The following is a 19518-nucleotide window of genomic DNA, read 5'->3' on the forward strand; positions in this document are numbered from 1 at the left end:
GACCGTCAGACCAGTGACAAGACCTCCTCTACCGGTTTGCGCAGTTTCTGCGGCCAGTTGCCGCTGGCGGGATAGCCAACCGAAATAATCATCACAGGCAGTTCAGTCGGTTCCAGTTCAAACGCGGTACGGAGTTGGTCGGCATCAAACCCGCTGATGGGGCAACTGCTCAGCCCCATCCCTTCCGCAGCAAGCATCAACGTCATGCAGGCCAATGAGGCGGAGCGAAAAGCCTCGTCCCGCTGCAATGCCGGATCATGGCGATGTGACGTACTCGCCAGATCAGCCCAGCTTGCGGCAACCTGTGCAGGCATGATCCGGGCCTGCACACTCGCAGACAGCGCCTCGGGCAATTGCTGGTAGCCTGCCAGCTTTCCGCACACAATGAATGAAACCGACGCCTCCACCACTTTGACCTGGCCATTGGCCACCTGCAGCAAGCGCGCCTTGGCCTCAGCTGACTGGACCGCAATAAAACGCCAATTCTGCATATTGAACGCCGTCGGCGCACGCGTTGCCAAGGCCACCAGCTGATGAATGGTCTCCGTGGCTAAAGGACGACCTGCCTGGAAATGGTTAACGGATACGCGAGCGTTGATGAGCTGTTCGATCGTCTGCATGGATGTATTACCCTTCTGATAAAGTCAAAAATGTCACCGCGTCCGGATGGAAGTCCACTGCACCACAAACACGCTCGCCAGTACCATCAGCAAGCCAAGCAGTGATGTCCCCGTCATGCGCTGAGACAAGCACAGCCACCCCAATACCACTGCCGTCAGCGGGCTTAGCAAGCCGAGTGACGCCACCGCTACCGTAGGCAGCCGGGATACCCCGCGAAACCACAGGGCATAGGCCAGCAGAGCACCAGCCAGGCACAGGTAGGCATAGGCGGACCACTGTTTCACACTTAACGGCGGCAATGGCACGTCAAGCACCATCGCCAGTGGTGCCAACATCAAACCACCGAGCAACAATTGCCATCCCGTCAGGGACAGCACGGGTAAGGTCATTTTCCAGCGTCGCGTAAGCCATACCCCGCTGGCCATGCATACCGCCCCCAGCAAAGCGGCCACCATGCCGATGGGTTCAAATCGGGTTTGCGGTGAGAGCAGGAGTACCGCCATGCCTACAACCCCCGCGGCGGCAGCGGCGAGCGTGGCTCGCGCGGGTGCGCGCCCATCTGCCCCCCACGCCAGCAGCATCACCAGCAAGGGCTGAATGGCCCCCAGCACTGCCGCCAATCCACCTGGCAAGCGATAGGCCGCCACAAACAGCAAGGCCTGGAAGAAACCGATATTCAGTGCAGCCAGGATCAAGAGACGCCCCCACTCGGTGCGCAACGGCAAGCGGCGGGTCCACAGCAATAACAGCAGGCCAGCGGGTAGTGCACGGAGCAGGGCCGCGGTAAATGGACGGTTTGGCGGCAAAAACTGCGTGGTGACCAAGTAAGTGGAACCCCAGATGGTGGGCGCCAATGCAGTTGAAATCACATCACGCCAATAGCGCAGTATTGTTGTCATGTTTATCTTCAAATCAAGTTATAATGCACATATTGTGCGTTTGCATTTATCTTGAAGTCAAGGCATATGGACAAAAAAAATCCATCCATGGGGGATGCGGTTGATCACATCCTTGCGCAGTGGCAACGCGAACGGCCTGATCTGGATACCAGCCCAATGGGCACCATCGGGCGCATCATGCGCAGTGCGGCCCTGCTGGAAGCCCGGCTGGAGGTGATATTCGCCGACTTTGGCCTGTGTGCCTGGGAGTTTGACATGCTGGCGACCTTGCGCCGCTCAGGTGCGCCCTACCGGCTTAGCCCCACCGCAATGTTTTCCACGTTGATGGTAACTTCTGGCACCATGACGCACCGGCTGAAAAGTCTGGAAGCACGAGGGTTGATTGAGCGCATCCCCAATGCGCAGGACGCCCGCAGCATGCTGGTCCAGCTGAATCAGGCAGGGTTCGAGCTGATCGAGCGTGCGCTGGAAGCCCATGTCGCCAATGAGCACCGTATCCTGTCTACCCTGCCCGAGCCGGTAATCCAGACACTGACCGAACAGTTGTCCACCCTGCTGCAGGCGCTGGAAGGCCCTGCCCAATAGGCGATTAGTGGCCTGCGTAGTACCCCGGAGCACAGCAGAACACAAGGCGGGTCTTAGTCCTCTTCTGCCAGCGCCTCGATTGGCAAGGCCGTGGTGCGTTTGACCCCCTCCAGCGCGAAGCTGGATTTCACGTCCAGCACCCCGGCCTGTTTGAGCACCTTGTCCATCACAAAGCGGGAGAAGTGCTGCAGGTCGGTGACCATCACCCGCAGCAGATAGTCCATTTCGCCGGTCATGGCGTAGCATTCGGTCACTTCCGGCCAGTGGTGCACCACCTGCTTGAAGGCATCAGTGGCTTGCGGGTTGCGCTTGTCGAGCGACACGTTGACATAGGCCAGCAGCCCCACTCCAAGCTTTTCCGGGTTGACCAGCGCCACATAGCGGTCGATCACCCCTTCTTCTTCCAGCCGCTGCAGCCGTCGCAGACAGGGCGAGGGGGAAAGTGACACCCTTCGTGCCAGCTCGATATTGGAAATCCGCCCCTCCTGCTGCAATACCATGAGGATGCGACGGTCGGTTTTATCGAGTCTGACAGTCTTTGACATTTCATTGCTTCATTAGGAACAAGGCTTCTATTTTGTTGCTTACATTGATCAGATGCAAACAATATTTGGCATCTAATTTTGAAGGCAGGGGCGTAACATACTCTCCACTGCGATGACATGACATCGCCTTGACCCAGATCAATGAGGAGCACACCATGTCGGTTCAATTCGTGTCCCAGCACAACACCCCGCCCGCGCTGTGGGACAACCCGATGGGTACAGACGGTTTCGAGTTCGTGGAGTACACCGCACCGGACCCCGAACAGCTGAAAACCCTGTTCCGCCAGCTGGGCTTCAAGGCGGTTGCCAAACACCGCACCAAGGATGTGACCCTGTTCCGCCAAGGCGAAGTGAACTTCATCGTCAACGCCGAGCCGGACAGCTTTGCACAGAGCTTTGCCCGCGTGCACGGCCCTTCGGCCTGTGCCATGGCGTTTCGCGTCAAGGATGCCAAGGCCGCTTACGACCGCGCCATCAGCCTGGGTGCAGAGCCTTTCGTGCAGCAATATGGCCCGATGGAACTGAATATCCCCGCCATCAAGGGGATCGGCGGCTGCCCGGTCTATCTGGTGGACCGCTACGGCAAGCAATCCATCTATGATGTGGACTTTGTACCGCTGGAAGACGACGGCAGTGCAGAATGGGTGGGCGCAGGCCTGACCTATATCGACCATCTGACCCACAACGTACATCGTGGTCGCATGTCGGTGTGGTCCGGCTTCTATGAGAAGCTGTTCAACTTCCGCGAGATTCGCTACTTCGACATCGAAGGCAAGCTGACTGGTCTGAAGTCGCAAGCCATGACCAGCGCCTGCGGCAAGATTCGCATTCCGATCAATGAGTCCTCCGACGACAAGAGCCAGATCGAAGAATACCTGCGTGCCTATAATGGAGAAGGCATCCAGCATATTGCGCTGGGTACCAACGACATTGCCGCCACCATTGAAGCCATGAAGGCCAATGGCATCAAATTCCTCGATACGCCGGATTCCTACTACGAGGCGGTGGATACCCGCGTGGCCGGTCATCAGGAAGACGTTGCCAAGCTGAAGCTGCACAAGATCCTGATCGACGGTGCGCCGAGCGAAGGCCAGGGCTACCTGCTGCAGATCTTCACCGAAACGGTGATTGGCCCGATCTTCTTCGAGCTGATCCAGCGCAAGGGCAACGAAGGCTTTGGCGAAGGCAACTTCAAGGCACTGTTCGACTCGATCGAGCTCGACCAGATTCGCCGTGGCGTGCTGGAAGACCCGGCCGCAGCTTGAGCAAGAAGCGGCTTATCGTCTCGCGAGCGAGGGTGAAACAAGGCGAAAATGACTAAGGAAGCGGAGTTTACTGGGTGTAAATGAGCATTCCGAAGTGGTTTCCAACGCCGTATCGCCGTCGCGTAGCAGACTGGAAGCAAGTTCTTGAACCAGATGCCGGGCCCACCAGCCCGGCTTGACAGACTGACCTGGAGACCATGATGCGTCGCTGGTTGAGTTACCCCCGCGCCGAAGGTACCTATTCCCGGCAAGCCCATTGCGACCTGCCAAGCGGTACCTATGAGCGCGAAATGGGCAAGGAAGGCTTTTTTGGCCCCACTGCCCACTTCCACCATGCCAACCCGCCGACCGGCTGGGTCAAGTTCGAAGGCCCGCTGCAACCGCACGCCTTTGATACGGTAGAGTTGCCGCCCTCCGGCAGCAGCCCGTGGGATGCCCACGGCCTGTTTGGCAATGGCGACACCCATATCCGCTACTGGAAAGTGGACGCACCGATGGACCATCTGGTGCGCAACGCCGATGGCGACGAGCTGCTGTTCATCCACGAAGGCGAAGGCGCGCTGTTCTGCGACTGGGGCCACCTGCCCTACCGCGATGGTGACTACCTGCTGCTGCCACGGGGTGCCATGTGGCGCCTGGTGCCCCGCACCCCCACCCAGCTGCTGCTGATCGAAGCGGTGAATGGTGCCTACCAGGTACCGGAAAAAGGCATCCTCGGCCCGCAAGCCATTTTCGACCCGATGGTGCTGGATACCCCGAAGCTGGACGAAGCCTTTGAGGCACAGAAAACCACCAGCTTCGATGGCAATGGTGAATGGCGCGTGGTACTGAAGCGCCGTGGCGAGCTCTCCGTCATCACCTACCCGTTCAACCCGCTGGATACCGTAGGCTGGCACGGTGACCTGATGGCCTGTCGGCTCAACTGGCGCGATATCCGCCCGCTGATGAGCCATCGCTACCACCTGCCGCCCAGCGCGCACAGCACCTTCATTGGCCGCAACTTTGTGGTCTGCACCTTTGTACCGCGCCCGATCGAATCCGATCCCGGCGCACTGAAGGTGCCGTTCTATCACAACAACGACGACTACGACGAAATCCTGTTCTACCACCGGGGCAACTTCTTCAGCCGCGACAACATCCACCCCGGCATGCTGACGCTGCACCCCTACGGCTTCACCCACGGCCCGCACCCGAAAGCCTTTGCGCTCTCGCAAACCGCGCCGAAGAAGGAAACCGACGAAGTGGCGGTAATGATCGACACCCGCTTCCCGGTAGATATCCTTGACGGCGCCCGCCGGGTCGAAGTCAAGGAATACGTCCACTCCTGGAAACCCAAGGCCTGAGCACACCATGAAACTCGCCACCCTCAAACAAGGCGGCCGTGACGGCACCCTGGTTCTGGTCAGCCGTGACCTCAGCCGTGCGGTAGCCGTACCGCAGATCGCCACCACCCTGCAATCCGCGCTGGACCAGTGGGACAGCGTGGCACCCCGCCTGCAGGAAATCTATCTGGCGCTCAATCGCGGCGAAGTCGCCAGCAGCATCGCCTTCGACCCCGCCGCCTGCCACTCGCCGCTGCCCCGCGCCTATCAGTGGGCCGATGGATCAGCTTACGTCAACCACGTCGAGCTGGTACGCAAGGCACGTGGTGCCGAGATGCCGCCGGAATTCTGGACTGACCCGTTGATGTACCAGGGCGGCTCCGACAGCTTCCTCGGCCCGCGCGAACCCATCTGGGTGCGCGATACCAGCTGGGGCGTGGACCTGGAAGGCGAAGTGGCGGTGATCACAGGTGATGTGCCGATGGGTGCCAGTGCAGAAGCTGCCGCGCCCCACATCCGCCTGCTGATGCTGGTCAACGACGTGACCCTGCGCAACCTGATCCCGGCCGAGCTGGCCAAGGGCTTCGGCTTCTTCCAGAGCAAACCGGCCACCGCCTTCTCCCCGGTCGCCATCACGCCGGACGAGCTGGGCACCGCCTGGGATGGCAAAAAGGTACACCTGCCACTGCGCGCCAGTATCAACGGCACGCTGGTGGGCGCACCGGAATGCGGCGTGGACATGGTGTTCGACTTCCCGCAGCTGATCGCTCACGTGGCCAAGACCCGTGAGCTGGAAGCGGGCTCCATCGTCGGCTCCGGCACCATCTCCAATGTAGACCGTAGCAAGGGCTATACCTGCATCGCGGAGAAGCGCATGCTGGAAACGCTGGCCGATGGCAAACCCAGCACCCCCTACCTGCAATATGGCGACACGGTACGCATTGAAATGCTGGACGGCCAAGGCCAGTCCCTCTTCGGAGCCATTGAACAGACCGTGCAAGCCTACCCCGGCTGACCCCGAATACCCTCCCCCCATTCAGCCACTCGGGCGCCGCAAGGCGCCCTTTTTTTAATTATTACTGAGCATGAATAGCTACCGTACTCCACGTCTTACCATCATCGCTTGATTTAATCAAGTACCCATGATAGGGCGTTGTAGCATAAAAACTATTATTCGCACTATTATAGAAAATTTCATTAGCAGTAAACTCTGGCTGTTGACTCTCCTTCCATGTCAAACCACCATCTTCAGTGTATTTCAACTTTCCACGAAACATTATTCCCTTTTCATAGCCGACACCATGCATCTTGTCCTTGAAGAAAGGAATATTCATTAAGTGAGAATATGATGACCCCTGCCACGTCCCTCCAATATCCATACTTTCATATTGATTAATAATAACCCATGGCATGCACTGACACCTCAAGCGTCCATCACCAGACACTGAAAATTGCAATGCCTTTCCCGGCAAAGGATATACTCGACTCTTTCGGCTGAGTATATCAAGAATTGCCATTTCCGCCCCGGGAACAGTGGTTACTAATTTATCTTCAATGATAAACGATATCGGATCAATCCACGCCAAACCGGTCCCATCCAAGTTATCAGGCTTCCCTAGGTAACTCGCCCAAAGCTCCCATTTACCGCTTGAAATAGGTTTGCCATATATCTCAACATTACCATTACGAAGTAACGTAACAATCAAATTTTCCTTCCATTTTTTCAAGTCCACCACAAAACCCAAAGGCAGATTTTCCAAAACAGAATGCCACGAAGCTCCAGCGTCATCTGTCTGCACAAGCTCCCCAAAGCCACCTGCCAGCCAGACACGGTCTGATACTGGCAGTATTGTGTCTAGCGGGGCTCCCGCCCCCACATCAATTACATTAACACGCCCATTGTTAATATTGACCTTGTAGACAACATCGGGCCCAACAGCCAAATAATTCGAATCATTAAGGTGTTTTAAGTTGCCAAGTAAAAAATCATCACGCTTAATCTTGGCAAGTGCTACCCCGCGCCCTTCCAAGGCAGGATCGGACCATGACAAAGCCTTACCATTAATAGCGCTAGTCAAACCCGGAACCAACTCTCTTAAATAACTCTCAGATTTGATACCTTTCGCAACCTGATGCGTAGCCAGCACCCTATCTGCCTCATCAGGCAAACCCACCACGATCATTCCAAGATCCGTTAATTTACCCGGCTCAATGGAAAAACGAAAACTCTTATCATCAATCAGTACATCATAGCCTTTACAAACCAGCATGTTGATACAGCCAAGCCTTGCTCCAATAGTTTCAACTTCATAGACCCCCTCCATAAGCGCTGCTGCATGAATAGGGGTAGGCTTGTTTGCCATGTTTATGGCTGGTATGAGGATGGCACTACCCTTGCCACCCTCTCCAGAAATTCGTCTAACCCATATCTCTGGTGAAGTATTTACACCATTATTAACTCTTGGACTTGACAAAGACAGCTTAACGACAACAGCCCCTTGATTTGGACTAGTTATCCTATTATTAGTCACGCAACCCACAAGCTGCAGACATGATATTATGAAAAATGCAAATCGAAATATCATCTTCCAATCTTTCTGACTATTAGTAAAAATCCGACATATGATAATTATGCCTGACCTTGATAAAATATTCTCTACCAGAACTTTAAACTACCTTGGCACTCCCGCCGCTTTCCCGTACAGTCACCGCCATGAAACCTTCCCTCCTGTTACTGGAAGACGAGGCCGCGATTGCGGACTCCTTGATCTATGCCTTGCAGACTGATGGCTTTGCCGTGCAGCACACCAGCCTGGTGCGGGATGCACTGGTGGCGCAGCAGCAACAGGCGTTTGATCTGCTGATCCTCGATATTGGCCTGCCGGATGGCAATGGCTTTGAGCTGTGCAAGCAGATTCGCCAGCATTCCGATGTGCCCATCCTCTTCCTCAGCGCGCGCAATAGCGAGATCGACCGGGTGGTGGGGCTGGAGATTGGGGCGGACGACTATGTGACCAAGCCTTTCAGCCCGCGTGAGGTCTGCGCGCGGGTGAAGACCATCCTTAAGCGCACGCGGGTGCGCAGTGCGCCGCCTGCGCTGTTTGAGCATGATGCAGCGGCGGCACGTATCCGCTATTGCGGCCAGTGGTTGCTGCTTACCCGCTTCGAGTATCAATTGCTGGCCACGCTGCTGGCGCGGCCGGAGCAGGTGTTCAGCCGCGCGCAGCTGATGGATCAGGTGTGGCAGGACCGTACCGAGACGCTGGAGCGGACGGTGGATGGCCATATCAAGACCTTGCGTGCCAAGCTGCGCGAGGTGGATGCCGAGCGTGACCCGATCCAGACCCATCGTGGTCTGGGTTACAGCCTGAGTCTGGCGGGCTGAGATGCGGGTCAGCCTGCGTATTTTGCTGAGCTATGTGCTGATCGTGGCGGTGGGCGCGTGGTTTGTGATGAACACTTTCCGCGATGAGGTAAAGCCGGGCATCAGCCAGTCGATGGAAGACGGGCTGAACGATACCGCGCATCTGCTGGCGCATATGGCGGCGCCGGAGCTGCGCAAGCAAACATTGCATGACGGCAACTTTGCCGCCGCGCTGCATGAGATGCGGCAGTGGAAGCCGCAGGCGGTGATCTGGGGGGTGCGCAAGCAGCAGATTGATTATCGGGTCTACATCACCGATACCCGTGGCATCGTGATGTTTGATTCTGACAACAAGGATGTCGGCAAGGATTTCTCGCGCTGGAACGATGTCTACCTCACCCTGCGCGGCAAATACGGTGCGCGCAGCACCCGCAGCAATCCAGACGATGAGAGCAGCAGCGTGATGCACGTGGCCGCCCCGATTCGCGATGCGCAAGGCCTGCTGGGGGTGCTGACCGTCGCCAAACCGATCTCCACCGTGCAACCTTTCGTCGACAAGAGCCAGCAGTCGGTGGTGCGTGGCGGGCTGTGGTTGCTGCTGCTGTCACTCGCCATTGGCATCCTGTTCTCGCTATGGATCACCGGCTCACTCAACCAGCTGGTGCAATACGCCACCCTGGTCAGCCGCGGCGAGCGGGCTACGCCACCCGCGCTCGGCAGCAGCGAGCTGGCCTCATTGAGCCAGGCACTCGCCACCATGCGCGAGAAGCTGGAAGGCAAGCAGTATGTGGAGCATTACGTCCACACCCTCACCCATGAGATGAAGAGCCCGCTGGCCGCCATCCGTGGCGCGGCGGAGCTGCTGCATGAAGATCTGCCACCGGCTGAACGCCAGCGCTTCGCCCAGCATGTCTCAGAGCAAACGCTACGGCTGCAGGACCTGATCGACAAGATGCTGGGGCAGGCCAGTGTGGAATCCCTGCAGCATTTGCAGCGGGTGGAGGCCATCGACCTGCCCGCCTTGCTGGCGGAGCTGGCCGAATCACGCAGCCCCCGCCTGCAGCAGCGGCAGCTCCTGCTGGTGCTGCCCGATACCCCCGCTCTCAAACTCGAAGGGGACCGCTTCCTGCTCGGGCAGGCGCTAGGCAACCTGCTGGACAATGCCATCGACTTCAGCCCGCAGGGTGGCCGCATTGAACTGGGCTGGCAAGCACAGGGCTCGCAACTACAGCTCACCCTGCGCGACCACGGCAGTGGCATCCCGGATTACGCACTACCGCGCCTCTTCGAGCGCTTCTACTCCCTGCCGCGCCCGGACAGCGGCAAGAAAAGCACCGGCCTCGGCCTGCCCTTTGTGCGCGAAGTGATCGACCTGCATCACGGCCAGGTTGACCTGCACAACCACCCGCAGGGCGGGGTGGAAGTAGTGGTGAGCCTGCCCTTACGTCAAGGCAGCTGAACTCGCTTACCCTCGCCCTAGCTGCCACAGAGTGGTGACTTCGGCAGTACGGGCCTGGTGCAGCGGGTCGCTCGTGTCCCGCGCCTTGCCGTGGCGGGGGCGGGTGTCCAGTCGGCCCAGTACCTTGAGGCCGGCATCCGCAATCCAGCCTTGTAGCTGCCCCGCTTGCCGCAGGCCGAGGTGCTCGGCGAGGTCTGACATGATCAGCCAGCCTTCGCCCTGCGGGGTAAGGTGCGCTGCCAGCCCGTTCAGAAAGCCGCGCAGCATGCGGCTATCCGGGTCGTACACCGCGTATTCAACCGCCGAGCTGGGCTGTGCCGGTAGCCAGGGCGGGTTGCAGACCACCAGCGGGGCGTGCCCGGGCGGGAACAGGTCAGCCTGCATGACAGTGACTTGTGCCGCCAGCCCCAGCCGCTGCAGATTATCAGTAGCACAGGCCAGCGCACGTGGGTCCTGATCGGTAGCGATGACCTGACGGATGCCACGCCGCGCCAGTACCGCTGCCAGTACGCCACTGCCGGTGCCAATGTCGAACGCCTGCTCCACCCCGGCGGGCAATGGCGTTTGCGCCACCAGATCGACATACTCACCGCGTACCGGCGAGAATACGCCGTAGTGCGGGTGAATGGCATCGCCGCCCAGCGCAGGCACCGACACCCCTTTCTTGCGCCATTCGTGGGCGCCAATCACCCCAAGCAGTTCCCGCAGCGACAGCACATAGGGGCCGGACTGCTCGCCATACGCCTCCAGGCAGGCTTGCTGCACATCCTGCGCGCGCCGCAAGGCAATGCGGTGGTCAGCTTCAATCTGGATCAGCAGCAAGGAGAGCAACCCGGCACGACGTGCCAACTGTTGCCGCTGCCGCTGGAAAGCCTCGCCCGGCGTTTTGGCCGGAGGCGGCGGATTGCGCGGTGGCTTGTCTACCCGGCGGGACAGCGCTTGCAAGAGCTGGCGGGCATTGTGGTAATCCCCTTGCCACAGCAAACCGACCCCGCTGGACACCAGCCGGAAGGCCTCGCTGGCCGAGAGCTGGTCGTCGACACATTGCAGCTGGCCCGGTGCCGGGGTGCCATTCTCGGATTGCCAGCGCGCCTGCTGCGGCTGGCCCTGGCGATCCAGCCAATTTACGGTTACTGCGGTCACACCCTGCTCCTGTTGCGGCTTGCCGTACAGTGTACCAGCCTGTGTGCCCTACCCTGCACACACAGCGCACATATTCAGCGCATCATGCTCACACAGACGCACCGCAGACTGGCGCCATCTTCCCCACGGAGCCTGTCTGTCATGTCACGAACCCTGTTCATCAAACTGATGTTGATCGGGAGCCTGTTCCTGCTCCTGCTGTTACCGCTGACTGCCGTAGAGCGGCTGGTGATGGAACGCGCCGAGCACCGCCATGAAGTACGCAGCAGCCTGATGCAAAGCGGCAACCTGCCGCAGACCGTCACCGGGCCGATACTGGTGGTGCCCTATGATGTACTCAACCCGTCCGATGGTACGGTGACCACGCGTCAGCATGTCATCCTGCCGCAGCAGCTGGCCGTCAAGGGCAAGCTGAAGAGCGATGTGCTGTACCGGAGCCTGTACCGGGTACGGCGCTTTGCGATGGATGGCGATTTGTCCGGCCAGTTCCGGCTGGAGCCCGCCGATCTGCCAGCAGAATCGAATACCTTGAAGCTGGGGGTGCCGTATCTGGTGGTGGGGGTCAGCGATTCGCGCGGCATCCATAATCAGCCGGAGCTGCTGTGGCAAGGTCAGGGCCGCGCCTTCATGCCGGGCTCGCCGTTGCCGATGCTGAGCAATGGCATTCATGTCCCCCTGCCGGACCTGAACCTGAAAGCCGCCGCAGATTACCAGTTTGCCGTCAACCTGCAGCTGGGTGGCAGCGAATCCTTGCAGTTCACCCCACTTGGCCGGGATACCCGTGTCAGCCTGGAGAGTGACTGGCCGCACCCCTCGTTTGACGGCAATCTGTCGCCGACCACCCGCAATGTCACCCGCAGCGGCTTTACCGCAGACTGGCAAACCTCCTGGTTCGCCACCAACCTGAACCAGCGCGTACTGGAAGCCGTCTCGGGCAAAGAGCGCGCTGAGCTGCCGACCGACATGAACTTTGGCGTCACCCTGGTGGAACCGGGCGATGTCTACCAGCAAGCGGTGCGTGCGGTGAAGTACGGCGTGTTGTTTGTACTGCTGACCTTCGTCGCCTGCTTTTTGATGGAAACCCTGTACCAGGTGCGCATCCACCCGATCCAGTACGCACTGGTCGGCACCGCGCTGGCGATGTTCTTCCTGCTGCTGCTGGCGCTGGCCGAGCATATCGGCTTCCCGCAGGCCTACAGTACCGCCAGTGTGGCCTGCGTCGGGCTGATCACCTACTACAGCCGCTACATGCTGGGCAGCCGGGCCCGGGCGCTGGGCTTCTTCCTGATGCTCTCCATCCTGTACGGCGCGCTGTACGGCCTGCTGCAATCGGAGGAGTCCGCCCTGCTGCTGGGTACCTTGCTGCTGTTCGCTGTGCTCACCACCATCATGCTGCTAACCCGCCGTCTCGACTGGTATCAGGTCGGTGCGCCTACCCCGCAGCCTGCAGTCGCACCCACGGCAACCCAGGCCAGAACCCGAACCAGCATGCTTGACCCATCCAACCCGGACGAAGTCCGCTAACCGGAGACCGCCATGACCTACGCCCTCTACATTCTCGGTGTACCGCTGATGCTGATCCTGATCTGCCCAATGCTGGTGTGGCGAGGGCCCTTCCGGGTCTATGCAGTCACCATCAGCACCCTGCTGCTGCTCAGCTGGCTGGAATTCACCCTGCAGCACAGCATCACCCTGTTCCGCGTCAGCCCCCTGCTCAGCCAGCTGGGGCGGGAGGTGCTGGTGATCTACAGCATCGCTCATCTGGTCGGGCTGGCGGTGCGCTGGGTGTTGCGCAGTGATACCCCTGCCGAGCCGCCGCACACCTTGCACCACCCATAGCCCATGATTTGCGGCTGTCATCCGGCTCAGGTATAAACAATGGGGCAGCCCGCGTGGGCTGCCCCGCATACCGAGAGGATCATCCCCATGCATGCTGTACTGCAGCGCAATCTGTTTCTGGTCAAAGAACACGTTGGCATGTTCAAGGCGGCCAACAATTTTGACGTTTACTGCCCGGAAAACGGGCAGAAACTGATCGAGTGCCGGGAACCCCATCTGGGGTTCATGACCAAACTGTTCCGCTTTACCGATTACAAGCGCATGACGCCGTTTGAGGTGGTGCTGCGCACGCCGGAAGGCCAGCCCATCCTGACCGTCAAACGCGGTATCAGCCTGTTGCGCTCCAAAGTGGCCGTACTGGATGAGCAAGGCCGTGAGGTGGGGCTATTTCGGCAGCGACTGCTTACCATCGGCGGAAAGTTCACCATCCTCAACCCGATGGGTGAGCCAATCTGCACCCTGAAAGGCAAATGGACCGGCTGGGATTTCCGCTTCATGCAGGGTGAACGTGAACTGGCCCACGTCAGTAAAAAGTGGGCGGGGGCAGGCAAGGAATTGTTCACCAGTGCGGACAACTACATGCTGCGCATCAGTGATGGGGTTAGCAAGGAAGATCCGGTACGCCTGCTGATCATGGCGGCGGTGATGTGCATCGACATGGTGCTGAAGGAATAAGCGCTCGGCCCCTTGTGCGGTATTAGGCCAGCGACCGGGGCAGGATGCTGCCCCGGTCACCTTGTTTAGAAGCCGAAGTACTGATCCACTTTCTTCGGCAGCTTCACCAGCCACAGGCGGCTGCGACTGTCAGAAGCGGCCTGGGCTTCGATCTTGTAGCGCTCTTCCAGCACCTTGCCGCTCAGGTCTTTCACCTGGCCGCTGCTGTCGGCTACCACCTTTTCCCAGTCTTTCTGCTTGCCGAGGCTGGCCTTCAAGCCAAAGTCGTTGTCGTTGGCCACTGCCAGCGTCTGACGATCCGGCAGCAGGGTGATCCCCTCCAGCTTTTCTTCCATCCAGCCCAGATCGCGCATTTCCAGCAGCTTTTCCTTGCGCACCAGCTGGATACCCTGGCTCAGCAGGCCCTGGCGGCTATTGATGCTCTCCAGCGGTTTGCCCTCCACCGTGCGTTGTTGCAGGTCGCTGGCACCATTCAGGTCGAGCAGGAACACGCTGTTGCGCATCACCCCGTCCGCACCCTTGCCCTGCTCCACCATCAGGAAACGACCCTGCCCCAGTGCCAGCAGGTCACCCATTTTGGCATCACGGTTTTTTTTGTACACCGGCTCAATCGGGACGGCAAAGTTACGGGTTTGCTTGCTGCGGGCATCGTATTCCACGAGGCGGACAAAGGTCGCGTCCTCCGTCTTGCCCTCGATGTCCAGCGTACTTTGCACCAAACCATAGACCTTGCCATGGTCAAACGCGACACCTTCAAAACCGCGATTGGGACGACGATAGCGCAGAATGTCCGGCAAGCCACTGCCCGGCGCCAGCCGTTGCAGCACGCGCCCGGTCTTGGCTTCGACCTGCAGCAGGAAGGGGCCATACTCATCGCACAGCCACAGGGTGCCGTCACCGGCATCCACGATGCCCTCCGGATCCACACCTTGCGCATCATAACTGAGGGCCTGCAGGCGATCGGTCAAGGGCATTTCCAGTGAACTGCCTACGCTGCCCGGTGGCAAGGGGCGGCCACTCAGGGCCTTGCCTTGCGCATCGCGCAGGGGCTGCATCTCCAGCAGGCGTGCGCCTTCCTCGCTGACTTCCACCACACCGAAAGCAGGAGCGAAGTCCGGCACCGGGAACACCTTGCTCGACATACGCTGCGTACCGTCTTGCCACAGCGGAGAGTCACCATTCGGGCCACGGTCATTCAGCACCCAGAATTGCAGCTTGCCTGCCTTGGCCACTTTCAATGCCAGGCCGGAACCCAGACTTTGCGGGAAGCCCCCAGGAAAGGCCGCCTTGACCTCGGCCGACATGGCATCAGACTTCACGGCAAAGGTGGACGGTACCTGCACCTGCAGGCGGCGTACGGTCACCTCTTCAGCGGTCAGCGGTGCGGCAGACAGGGTCGAGGCATACCCCAAGGACAGCGCCAGCAAGGCACGATGCAGCTTCATGCGAGGAACTCCAGCAGAAAAAGCTGCAGCTTAGTGGCCCGATGTGACGCCTGCGTGACACACCGTTCAGGGGCGCTTGGACAAACCAAGCAAGGTCGCGCTCCAGCTCTTCGGGAAATGATCCGCCGTCTGGTTGAATTGATCGGCTTCGCTGCGGTAATGCTGCCAGGCCATTTGCTGCTCTTGCTGCATCTGCCGGGCCTGCCACATCCAGTCACGATAATGCGGGTCAATCAACAAATCAGGGGATTGCTGCTGCACTTGCTGACCCAGCTGAAGCACCGTACCGTGCAGGGCCTGCTTCAGGGCCTGGTACTGCTGGAAGGCAACGGCATCGTCGAGCAAACCTTTTGCTTTGTCTGCATTGGGTACCCGCCCCAGATACGCCTGCAGCTGTACCAGTGCGGGTGCCATGCTGCCCTTGCCCTGACAGAATTGCAGCAACTTGGGCAACACCGCCAGCCAGCGCTGATCCTGCTCCACCACATCGCGCCAGGCACGCTCCGTTGCGGCATGTTGCGAGCGCAGCTCACCAAAGCCACACCCTGCCAAGCCCAGCGACAGCAACAAGGCCAGCGCAACACCCCGCATTGCCCGGATTCGCATTACAATCTCCTTCATCTCTCGCCTGCCGTATGAATTCAGCATTAAACCATATCATGCCTGACTTGCTCACCGAAGTTCGCCTCGACAAATGGGTGTGGGCGGCCCGTTTCTTCAAGACCCGTAGCCTCGCCAGCCAGGCTGTTGATGCCGGACACGTGCGCCTGAATGGCCAGCGCAGCAAACCCGCTCGTAGCGTCAAAGTGGGCGACACCCTGCATATTCAGGTGGCGCATGGCCTGTTTGAAGTGGTGGTACAGGCCCTGGCCGAACAGCGCGGCAGTGCGACACTGGCACAATCGCTCTATCAGGAAACCCCTGAGAGCGTGCAGGCACGTGAAGCGGTCCAGTTGCAGCAAAGCCTGGCACCGCGTTATGAGGCCCAGCATGAAGACAGCGGCCGCCCCAGCAAACGCGACCGCAGACAGATCGGAAAACTCCGTGGCTACTGATTCCCACATCCTGCGCATTGAATATTGCACCTTGTGCCGCTGGCTGCTGCGTGCCGCCTGGCTGGCGCAGGAAGTCCTGACCACCTTTGATACGGACGAGCTGACTGAAGTCGCGCTGGTGCCTTCCAGCGGCGGCATTTTCCGGCTAACGCTGGACGGCGAGGTGATCTGGGACCGCAAGCAGGAAGACCGTTTTCCCGAGGCTAAAGAGATCAAGCAGCGCATCCGTGACCGGGTGGCACCGGAGCGTTCCTTGGGTCATAGCGACCGCCAGACGGACGCCCCGTCAAACCACTGACACTTGATACCGGGCCACCCCATAGGCCTTTGATGGGCATCAAAGCCCACGCTGCAGTTCACTGCTAGTCTCCGGGTATCCTGTTTGCCCCGGACGCTAACGACCATGTCTGCCCACCTTGATGTACAGAACCTCCAGTTTGACCGCGCGCTGATTGAGCGGCTGGCCGGCAACGGTCCACGCTATACCTCTTACCCGACGGCAGACCGTTTCCACGCCGGTTTTACCGAGCAGGACTACCGCCAGGTGGCATCGTCCTGTTTTGTACCGGGCGTCAATCGGCCACTGTCACTGTACGTGCATATTCCGTTCTGCAACACCATTTGCTACTACTGTGGTTGCAACAAGATCATTACCAAAGATACCGGCAAGGCCGAAGTCTATCTGCAGTATCTGGAGAAGGAACTGGCCTTGCAGCGCCCCCTGTTTGCCGGCGCACGGGTCGAGCAGCTGCACTTCGGCGGCGGCACCCCCACCTTCCTGAGCGATGAGCAGTTGCGCTGGCTGGTGGAGCGCCTACGCGCCGCCTTTCCGTTCGCACCGGATGATGAGGGTGAGTTTTCGATCGAGATCGACCCGCGCAAGGTGCAGCCGCAAACCATCCAGCTGCTGCGAGAGCTGGGCTTCAACCGGATGAGCCTTGGGGTACAGGATTTTGACCCGGAGGTACAACAGGCGGTCAACCGCATCCAGAGTGAAGCGGAGACTTTGTCTGTCCTGAAAGCGGCGCGTGAGTGTGGTTTTCACTCCATCTCCATCGACCTGATTTATGGGCTGCCGAAGCAAACCGTAGCCGGCTTTACCGCCACGCTGGACAAAGTCATCGCCGCCCGGCCCGACCGGCTCTCCATCTATAACTACGCCCACCTGCCTCACCTGTTCAAGCCGCAGCGCCGCATCAATGAGGCGGACCTGCCCAGCGCCAGTGAAAAGCTGGACCTGCTCAGCTTGTGTATCGACAAGCTGCAGGCAGCAGGTTACTGCTATATCGGCATGGACCACTTTGCGCTGCCGGATGATGAACTGGCCATTGCCCAGCGCGCAGGCACCCTGCACCGCAACTTCCAGGGTTACTCCACCCATGACGATATTGATCTGTTGGCGCTGGGGGTATCCGGCATCGGCAAGATCGGCCACAGCTATAGCCAGAATGTGCGCACCACCGAGGAATACTACGCCGCGCTGGATGAAGGCCGCCTGCCCCAGTTTCGTGGCTTTGCCCTGCAGCAGGATGACGTGATCCGCCGCGACCTGATCCAGCAGTTGATGTGCGAATTTGCGCTCGACTTTAGCCAGATCCGGGCACAGTGGCAGATCGAGTTCCAGCAATACTTTTCCGATATTCTGCCCAAGCTCGCGCACTACCAGCAGGAAGGCTTGCTGCACATGGATGAGGATAGCCTGCGCATTCTGCCGCGTGGCCGCCTGCTGGTACGGAATATTGCCATGCTGTTTGACCACTATCTGGGTCAGGGTCAGGTGCTGCAGCGCTACTCCAAGACCATTTAGCCCGGCAAAGCCATCATTGTTACCATATAGGTAATAATGATGGTTTTCACCACATCAACCATCTTTCAAAAAAAATTACCAATAAGGTAATGTCTGTGGTGTAATACAGGTATGCAAGCCATCCCTGATATTCGCCGCCAGAATCTGCGGCTCCTGATAGCGCACCGCTTTGGTGGTCGCCAGGTGGATTTCGCCCGCACGGTGGGCATCGCTCAATCTTCTTATGTGTCGCGCCTGCTGTCGACGGACGGCAGCGGCGGGCGCAATCTGGGCGAGGAACTGTCACGCAAGATCGAAATCGCCTGCGGATTGCCCCCGTTCTGGCTGGACCAGCCCCAGATCGGGCTGCCGCTGGACCCGCACGCGGCCACACAACGCATTCAACATCTGATTGGACATCCTGCCATGAACCAGACACGCCATATCGCCAAAACTGACGACACCCGCATCAAGGAAATCAAGGAGCTGGCCCCGCCCTCCCATGTGCTGCGTGAGTACCCCATCACCGAAGGCGCCGCGCAGCTGACCCTGGAAACCCGACAGGCCATCCACCGTATCTTGCACGGTGCGGACGACCGGCTGCTGGTCATCATCGGCCCCTGCTCCATCCATGACTACGACGCCGCCATGGAGTACGCCCGCCGCCTGCAGGAAGAGAAGGTGCGCCATGAGCAGGACCTGCTGGTGGTGATGCGGGTCTACTTCGAAAAGCCGCGCACTACCGTCGGCTGGAAGGGCCTGATCAACGATCCGATGCTGGACGGTAGCTACCGCATCAATGAAGGCATTCGTCTGGCGCGCAAGCTGCTGCACGACATCAACGATGCCGGTGTGCCAGCGGCGACAGAATACCTGGACATGATCACCCCGCAATACCTGTCTGACCTGATCAGCTGGGGCGCCATCGGCGCTCGCACCACCGAGAGCCAGGTACACCGCGAGCTGGCCAGCGGGCTATCCTGCCCGGTAGGCTTCAAGAATGGTACCGACGGCAATATTCGCATTGCAGTGGATGCCATCAAGGCTGCCAATGCGCCACACCACTTTCTGTCGGTGACCAAGGCGGGGCACTCCGCCATCGTTTCGACCATGGGCAACGAGGATTGCCACGTCATCCTGCGTGGCGGCAAAACACCGAACTACGATGCTGCCAGCGTGGATGCCTCCTGCCAGCAGCTCTCGGCCGCCGGTCTGGCGCAGAAAGTGATGATCGACTTCTCGCATGCCAACAGCAGCAAGCAGTACCAGCGTCAGATGGACGTCGGCGCGGATGTCAGCAACCAGCTGGCCTCGGGTGACGAACGTATCTTCGGCGTGATGGTGGAAAGCCATCTGTGTGCCGGCCGCCAGGACCTGATCCCCGGCCAGCCGCTGACCTATGGCCAAAGCATTACCGATGCCTGCATCGACTGGGACAATAGCCGTGAACTGATGACCCTGCTGGCAGAAGGGGTGCGTGCGCGGCGGCTGAAGCGTACGCGCGGCGAGTAATCC

At 59.4% G+C, this 19518-nt stretch carries 20 protein-coding genes; 13 read left to right on the forward strand and 7 right to left on the reverse strand.

Annotation, left to right across the window (positions count from 1 at the left end; translation table 11 throughout):
• Positions 1-5 precede the first annotated feature (5 nt).
• Together HF682_RS16725 and HF682_RS16730 are read right to left on the reverse strand one after the other, a co-directional pair.
• Positions 6-620, reverse strand: coding sequence for a nitroreductase family protein (locus HF682_RS16725; RefSeq protein WP_168878487.1), 615 nt, complete (start codon positions 618-620; stop codon positions 6-8).
• 33 nt (positions 621-653) lie between these two features.
• The gene (locus HF682_RS16730; protein WP_168878488.1) at positions 654-1520 is read right to left on the reverse strand and encodes an EamA family transporter; all 867 of its coding nucleotides are present in this window, start codon (positions 1518-1520) and stop codon (positions 654-656) included.
• Between the two features lie 66 nt (positions 1521-1586).
• On the opposite strand from HF682_RS16730, the gene HF682_RS16735 reads away from it, so the two are divergent.
• The gene (locus HF682_RS16735; protein WP_168878489.1) at positions 1587-2105 is read left to right on the forward strand and encodes a MarR family winged helix-turn-helix transcriptional regulator; all 519 of its coding nucleotides are present in this window, start codon (positions 1587-1589) and stop codon (positions 2103-2105) included.
• 53 nt (positions 2106-2158) lie between these two features.
• On the opposite strand, the gene HF682_RS16740 is transcribed toward HF682_RS16735, so the two are convergent.
• Complete coding sequence (locus tag HF682_RS16740; RefSeq protein ID WP_168878490.1) at positions 2159-2650, reverse strand: Lrp/AsnC family transcriptional regulator; 492 nt, start codon at positions 2648-2650, stop codon at positions 2159-2161.
• Between the two features lie 155 nt (positions 2651-2805).
• Here HF682_RS16740 and hppD point away from each other — a divergent pair, with 155 nt between their 5' ends.
• The 3 genes from hppD to HF682_RS16755 all read left to right on the forward strand — a co-directional run bounded on the left by hppD (position 2806) and on the right by HF682_RS16755 (position 6252).
• Positions 2806-3915: a 4-hydroxyphenylpyruvate dioxygenase gene (gene hppD / locus HF682_RS16745; RefSeq protein ID WP_168878491.1), complete on the forward strand. Its 1110-nt coding sequence runs from the start codon at positions 2806-2808 to the stop codon at positions 3913-3915.
• Between the two features lie 200 nt (positions 3916-4115).
• Positions 4116-5258, forward strand: a complete 1143-nt coding sequence (locus HF682_RS16750; RefSeq protein ID WP_168878631.1) for a homogentisate 1,2-dioxygenase — start codon at positions 4116-4118, stop codon at positions 5256-5258.
• Between the two features lie 7 nt (positions 5259-5265).
• On the forward strand, positions 5266-6252 hold the full coding sequence (locus HF682_RS16755; protein WP_168878492.1) for a fumarylacetoacetate hydrolase family protein: 987 nt from the start codon (positions 5266-5268) through the stop codon (positions 6250-6252).
• Positions 6253-6313: 61 nt separating this feature from the next.
• Here the strand turns inward: HF682_RS16755 and HF682_RS16760 are convergent, their stop codons facing one another.
• Positions 6314-7600: a WD40/YVTN/BNR-like repeat-containing protein gene (locus HF682_RS16760; RefSeq protein ID WP_168878493.1), complete on the reverse strand. Its 1287-nt coding sequence runs from the start codon at positions 7598-7600 to the stop codon at positions 6314-6316.
• Between the two features lie 350 nt (positions 7601-7950).
• Here HF682_RS16760 and creB point away from each other — a divergent pair, with 350 nt between their 5' ends.
• Positions 7951-8622 carry a two-component system response regulator CreB gene (creB, locus tag HF682_RS16765; RefSeq protein WP_168878494.1) on the forward strand — a complete coding sequence of 224 codons (672 nt, stop codon included), beginning with the start codon at positions 7951-7953 and terminating at the stop codon, positions 8620-8622.
• Between the two features lies 1 nt (position 8623).
• Positions 8624-10060 (forward strand): two-component system sensor histidine kinase CreC, encoded by a 1437-nt coding sequence (gene creC, locus HF682_RS16770; RefSeq protein ID WP_168878495.1) that lies wholly within the window; start codon positions 8624-8626, stop codon positions 10058-10060.
• A 6-nt stretch (positions 10061-10066) separates the two neighbouring features.
• Here the strand turns inward: creC and HF682_RS16775 are convergent, their stop codons facing one another.
• A complete protein-coding gene (locus tag HF682_RS16775) occupies positions 10067-11203 on the reverse strand; it encodes a methyltransferase (RefSeq protein ID WP_168878496.1) in 1137 nt (378 codons plus the stop codon).
• A 141-nt stretch (positions 11204-11344) separates the two neighbouring features.
• On the opposite strand from HF682_RS16775, the gene creD reads away from it, so the two are divergent.
• From creD to HF682_RS16790, 3 genes are all read left to right on the forward strand, one after another.
• Positions 11345-12727, forward strand: a complete 1383-nt coding sequence (gene creD, locus HF682_RS16780) for a cell envelope integrity protein CreD (protein WP_168878497.1) — start codon at positions 11345-11347, stop codon at positions 12725-12727.
• 12 nt (positions 12728-12739) lie between these two features.
• Positions 12740-13042: a hypothetical protein gene (locus HF682_RS16785; RefSeq protein WP_168878498.1), complete on the forward strand. Its 303-nt coding sequence runs from the start codon at positions 12740-12742 to the stop codon at positions 13040-13042.
• An 87-nt stretch (positions 13043-13129) separates the two neighbouring features.
• Entirely contained in the window at positions 13130-13717 is a 588-nt protein-coding gene (locus tag HF682_RS16790; protein WP_168878499.1) for an LURP-one-related family protein, read from the forward strand.
• A gap of 65 nt (positions 13718-13782) precedes the next feature.
• Here HF682_RS16790 and HF682_RS16795 read toward each other — a convergent pair whose 3' ends face one another.
• Complete coding sequence (locus tag HF682_RS16795) at positions 13783-15162, reverse strand: esterase-like activity of phytase family protein (protein ID WP_168878500.1); 1380 nt, start codon at positions 15160-15162, stop codon at positions 13783-13785.
• 66 nt (positions 15163-15228) lie between these two features.
• A complete protein-coding gene (locus HF682_RS16800) occupies positions 15229-15768 on the reverse strand; it encodes a LemA family protein (protein ID WP_168878501.1) in 540 nt (179 codons plus the stop codon).
• Between the two features lie 53 nt (positions 15769-15821).
• Here HF682_RS16800 and HF682_RS16805 point away from each other — a divergent pair, with 53 nt between their 5' ends.
• From HF682_RS16805 to aroG, 4 genes are all read left to right on the forward strand, one after another.
• The gene (locus HF682_RS16805) at positions 15822-16217 is read left to right on the forward strand and encodes an RNA-binding S4 domain-containing protein (protein ID WP_168878502.1); all 396 of its coding nucleotides are present in this window, start codon (positions 15822-15824) and stop codon (positions 16215-16217) included.
• On the forward strand, positions 16207-16515 hold the full coding sequence (locus HF682_RS16810) for an Rdx family protein (RefSeq protein WP_308418755.1): 309 nt from the start codon (positions 16207-16209) through the stop codon (positions 16513-16515). Before HF682_RS16805 ends, HF682_RS16810 begins: the two co-directional genes overlap by 11 nt.
• Before the next feature lie 105 nt (positions 16516-16620).
• Positions 16621-18024 carry an oxygen-independent coproporphyrinogen III oxidase gene (hemN, locus tag HF682_RS16815; RefSeq protein WP_168878504.1) on the forward strand — a complete coding sequence of 468 codons (1404 nt, stop codon included), beginning with the start codon at positions 16621-16623 and terminating at the stop codon, positions 18022-18024.
• 405 nt (positions 18025-18429) lie between these two features.
• A complete protein-coding gene (gene aroG / locus HF682_RS16820; RefSeq protein ID WP_205882151.1) occupies positions 18430-19515 on the forward strand; it encodes a 3-deoxy-7-phosphoheptulonate synthase AroG in 1086 nt (361 codons plus the stop codon).
• Positions 19516-19518: the final 3 nt, after the last annotated feature.

The organism is Leeia aquatica (assembly GCF_012641365.1).
Lineage (GTDB): Bacteria > Pseudomonadota > Gammaproteobacteria > Burkholderiales > Leeiaceae > Leeia > Leeia aquatica.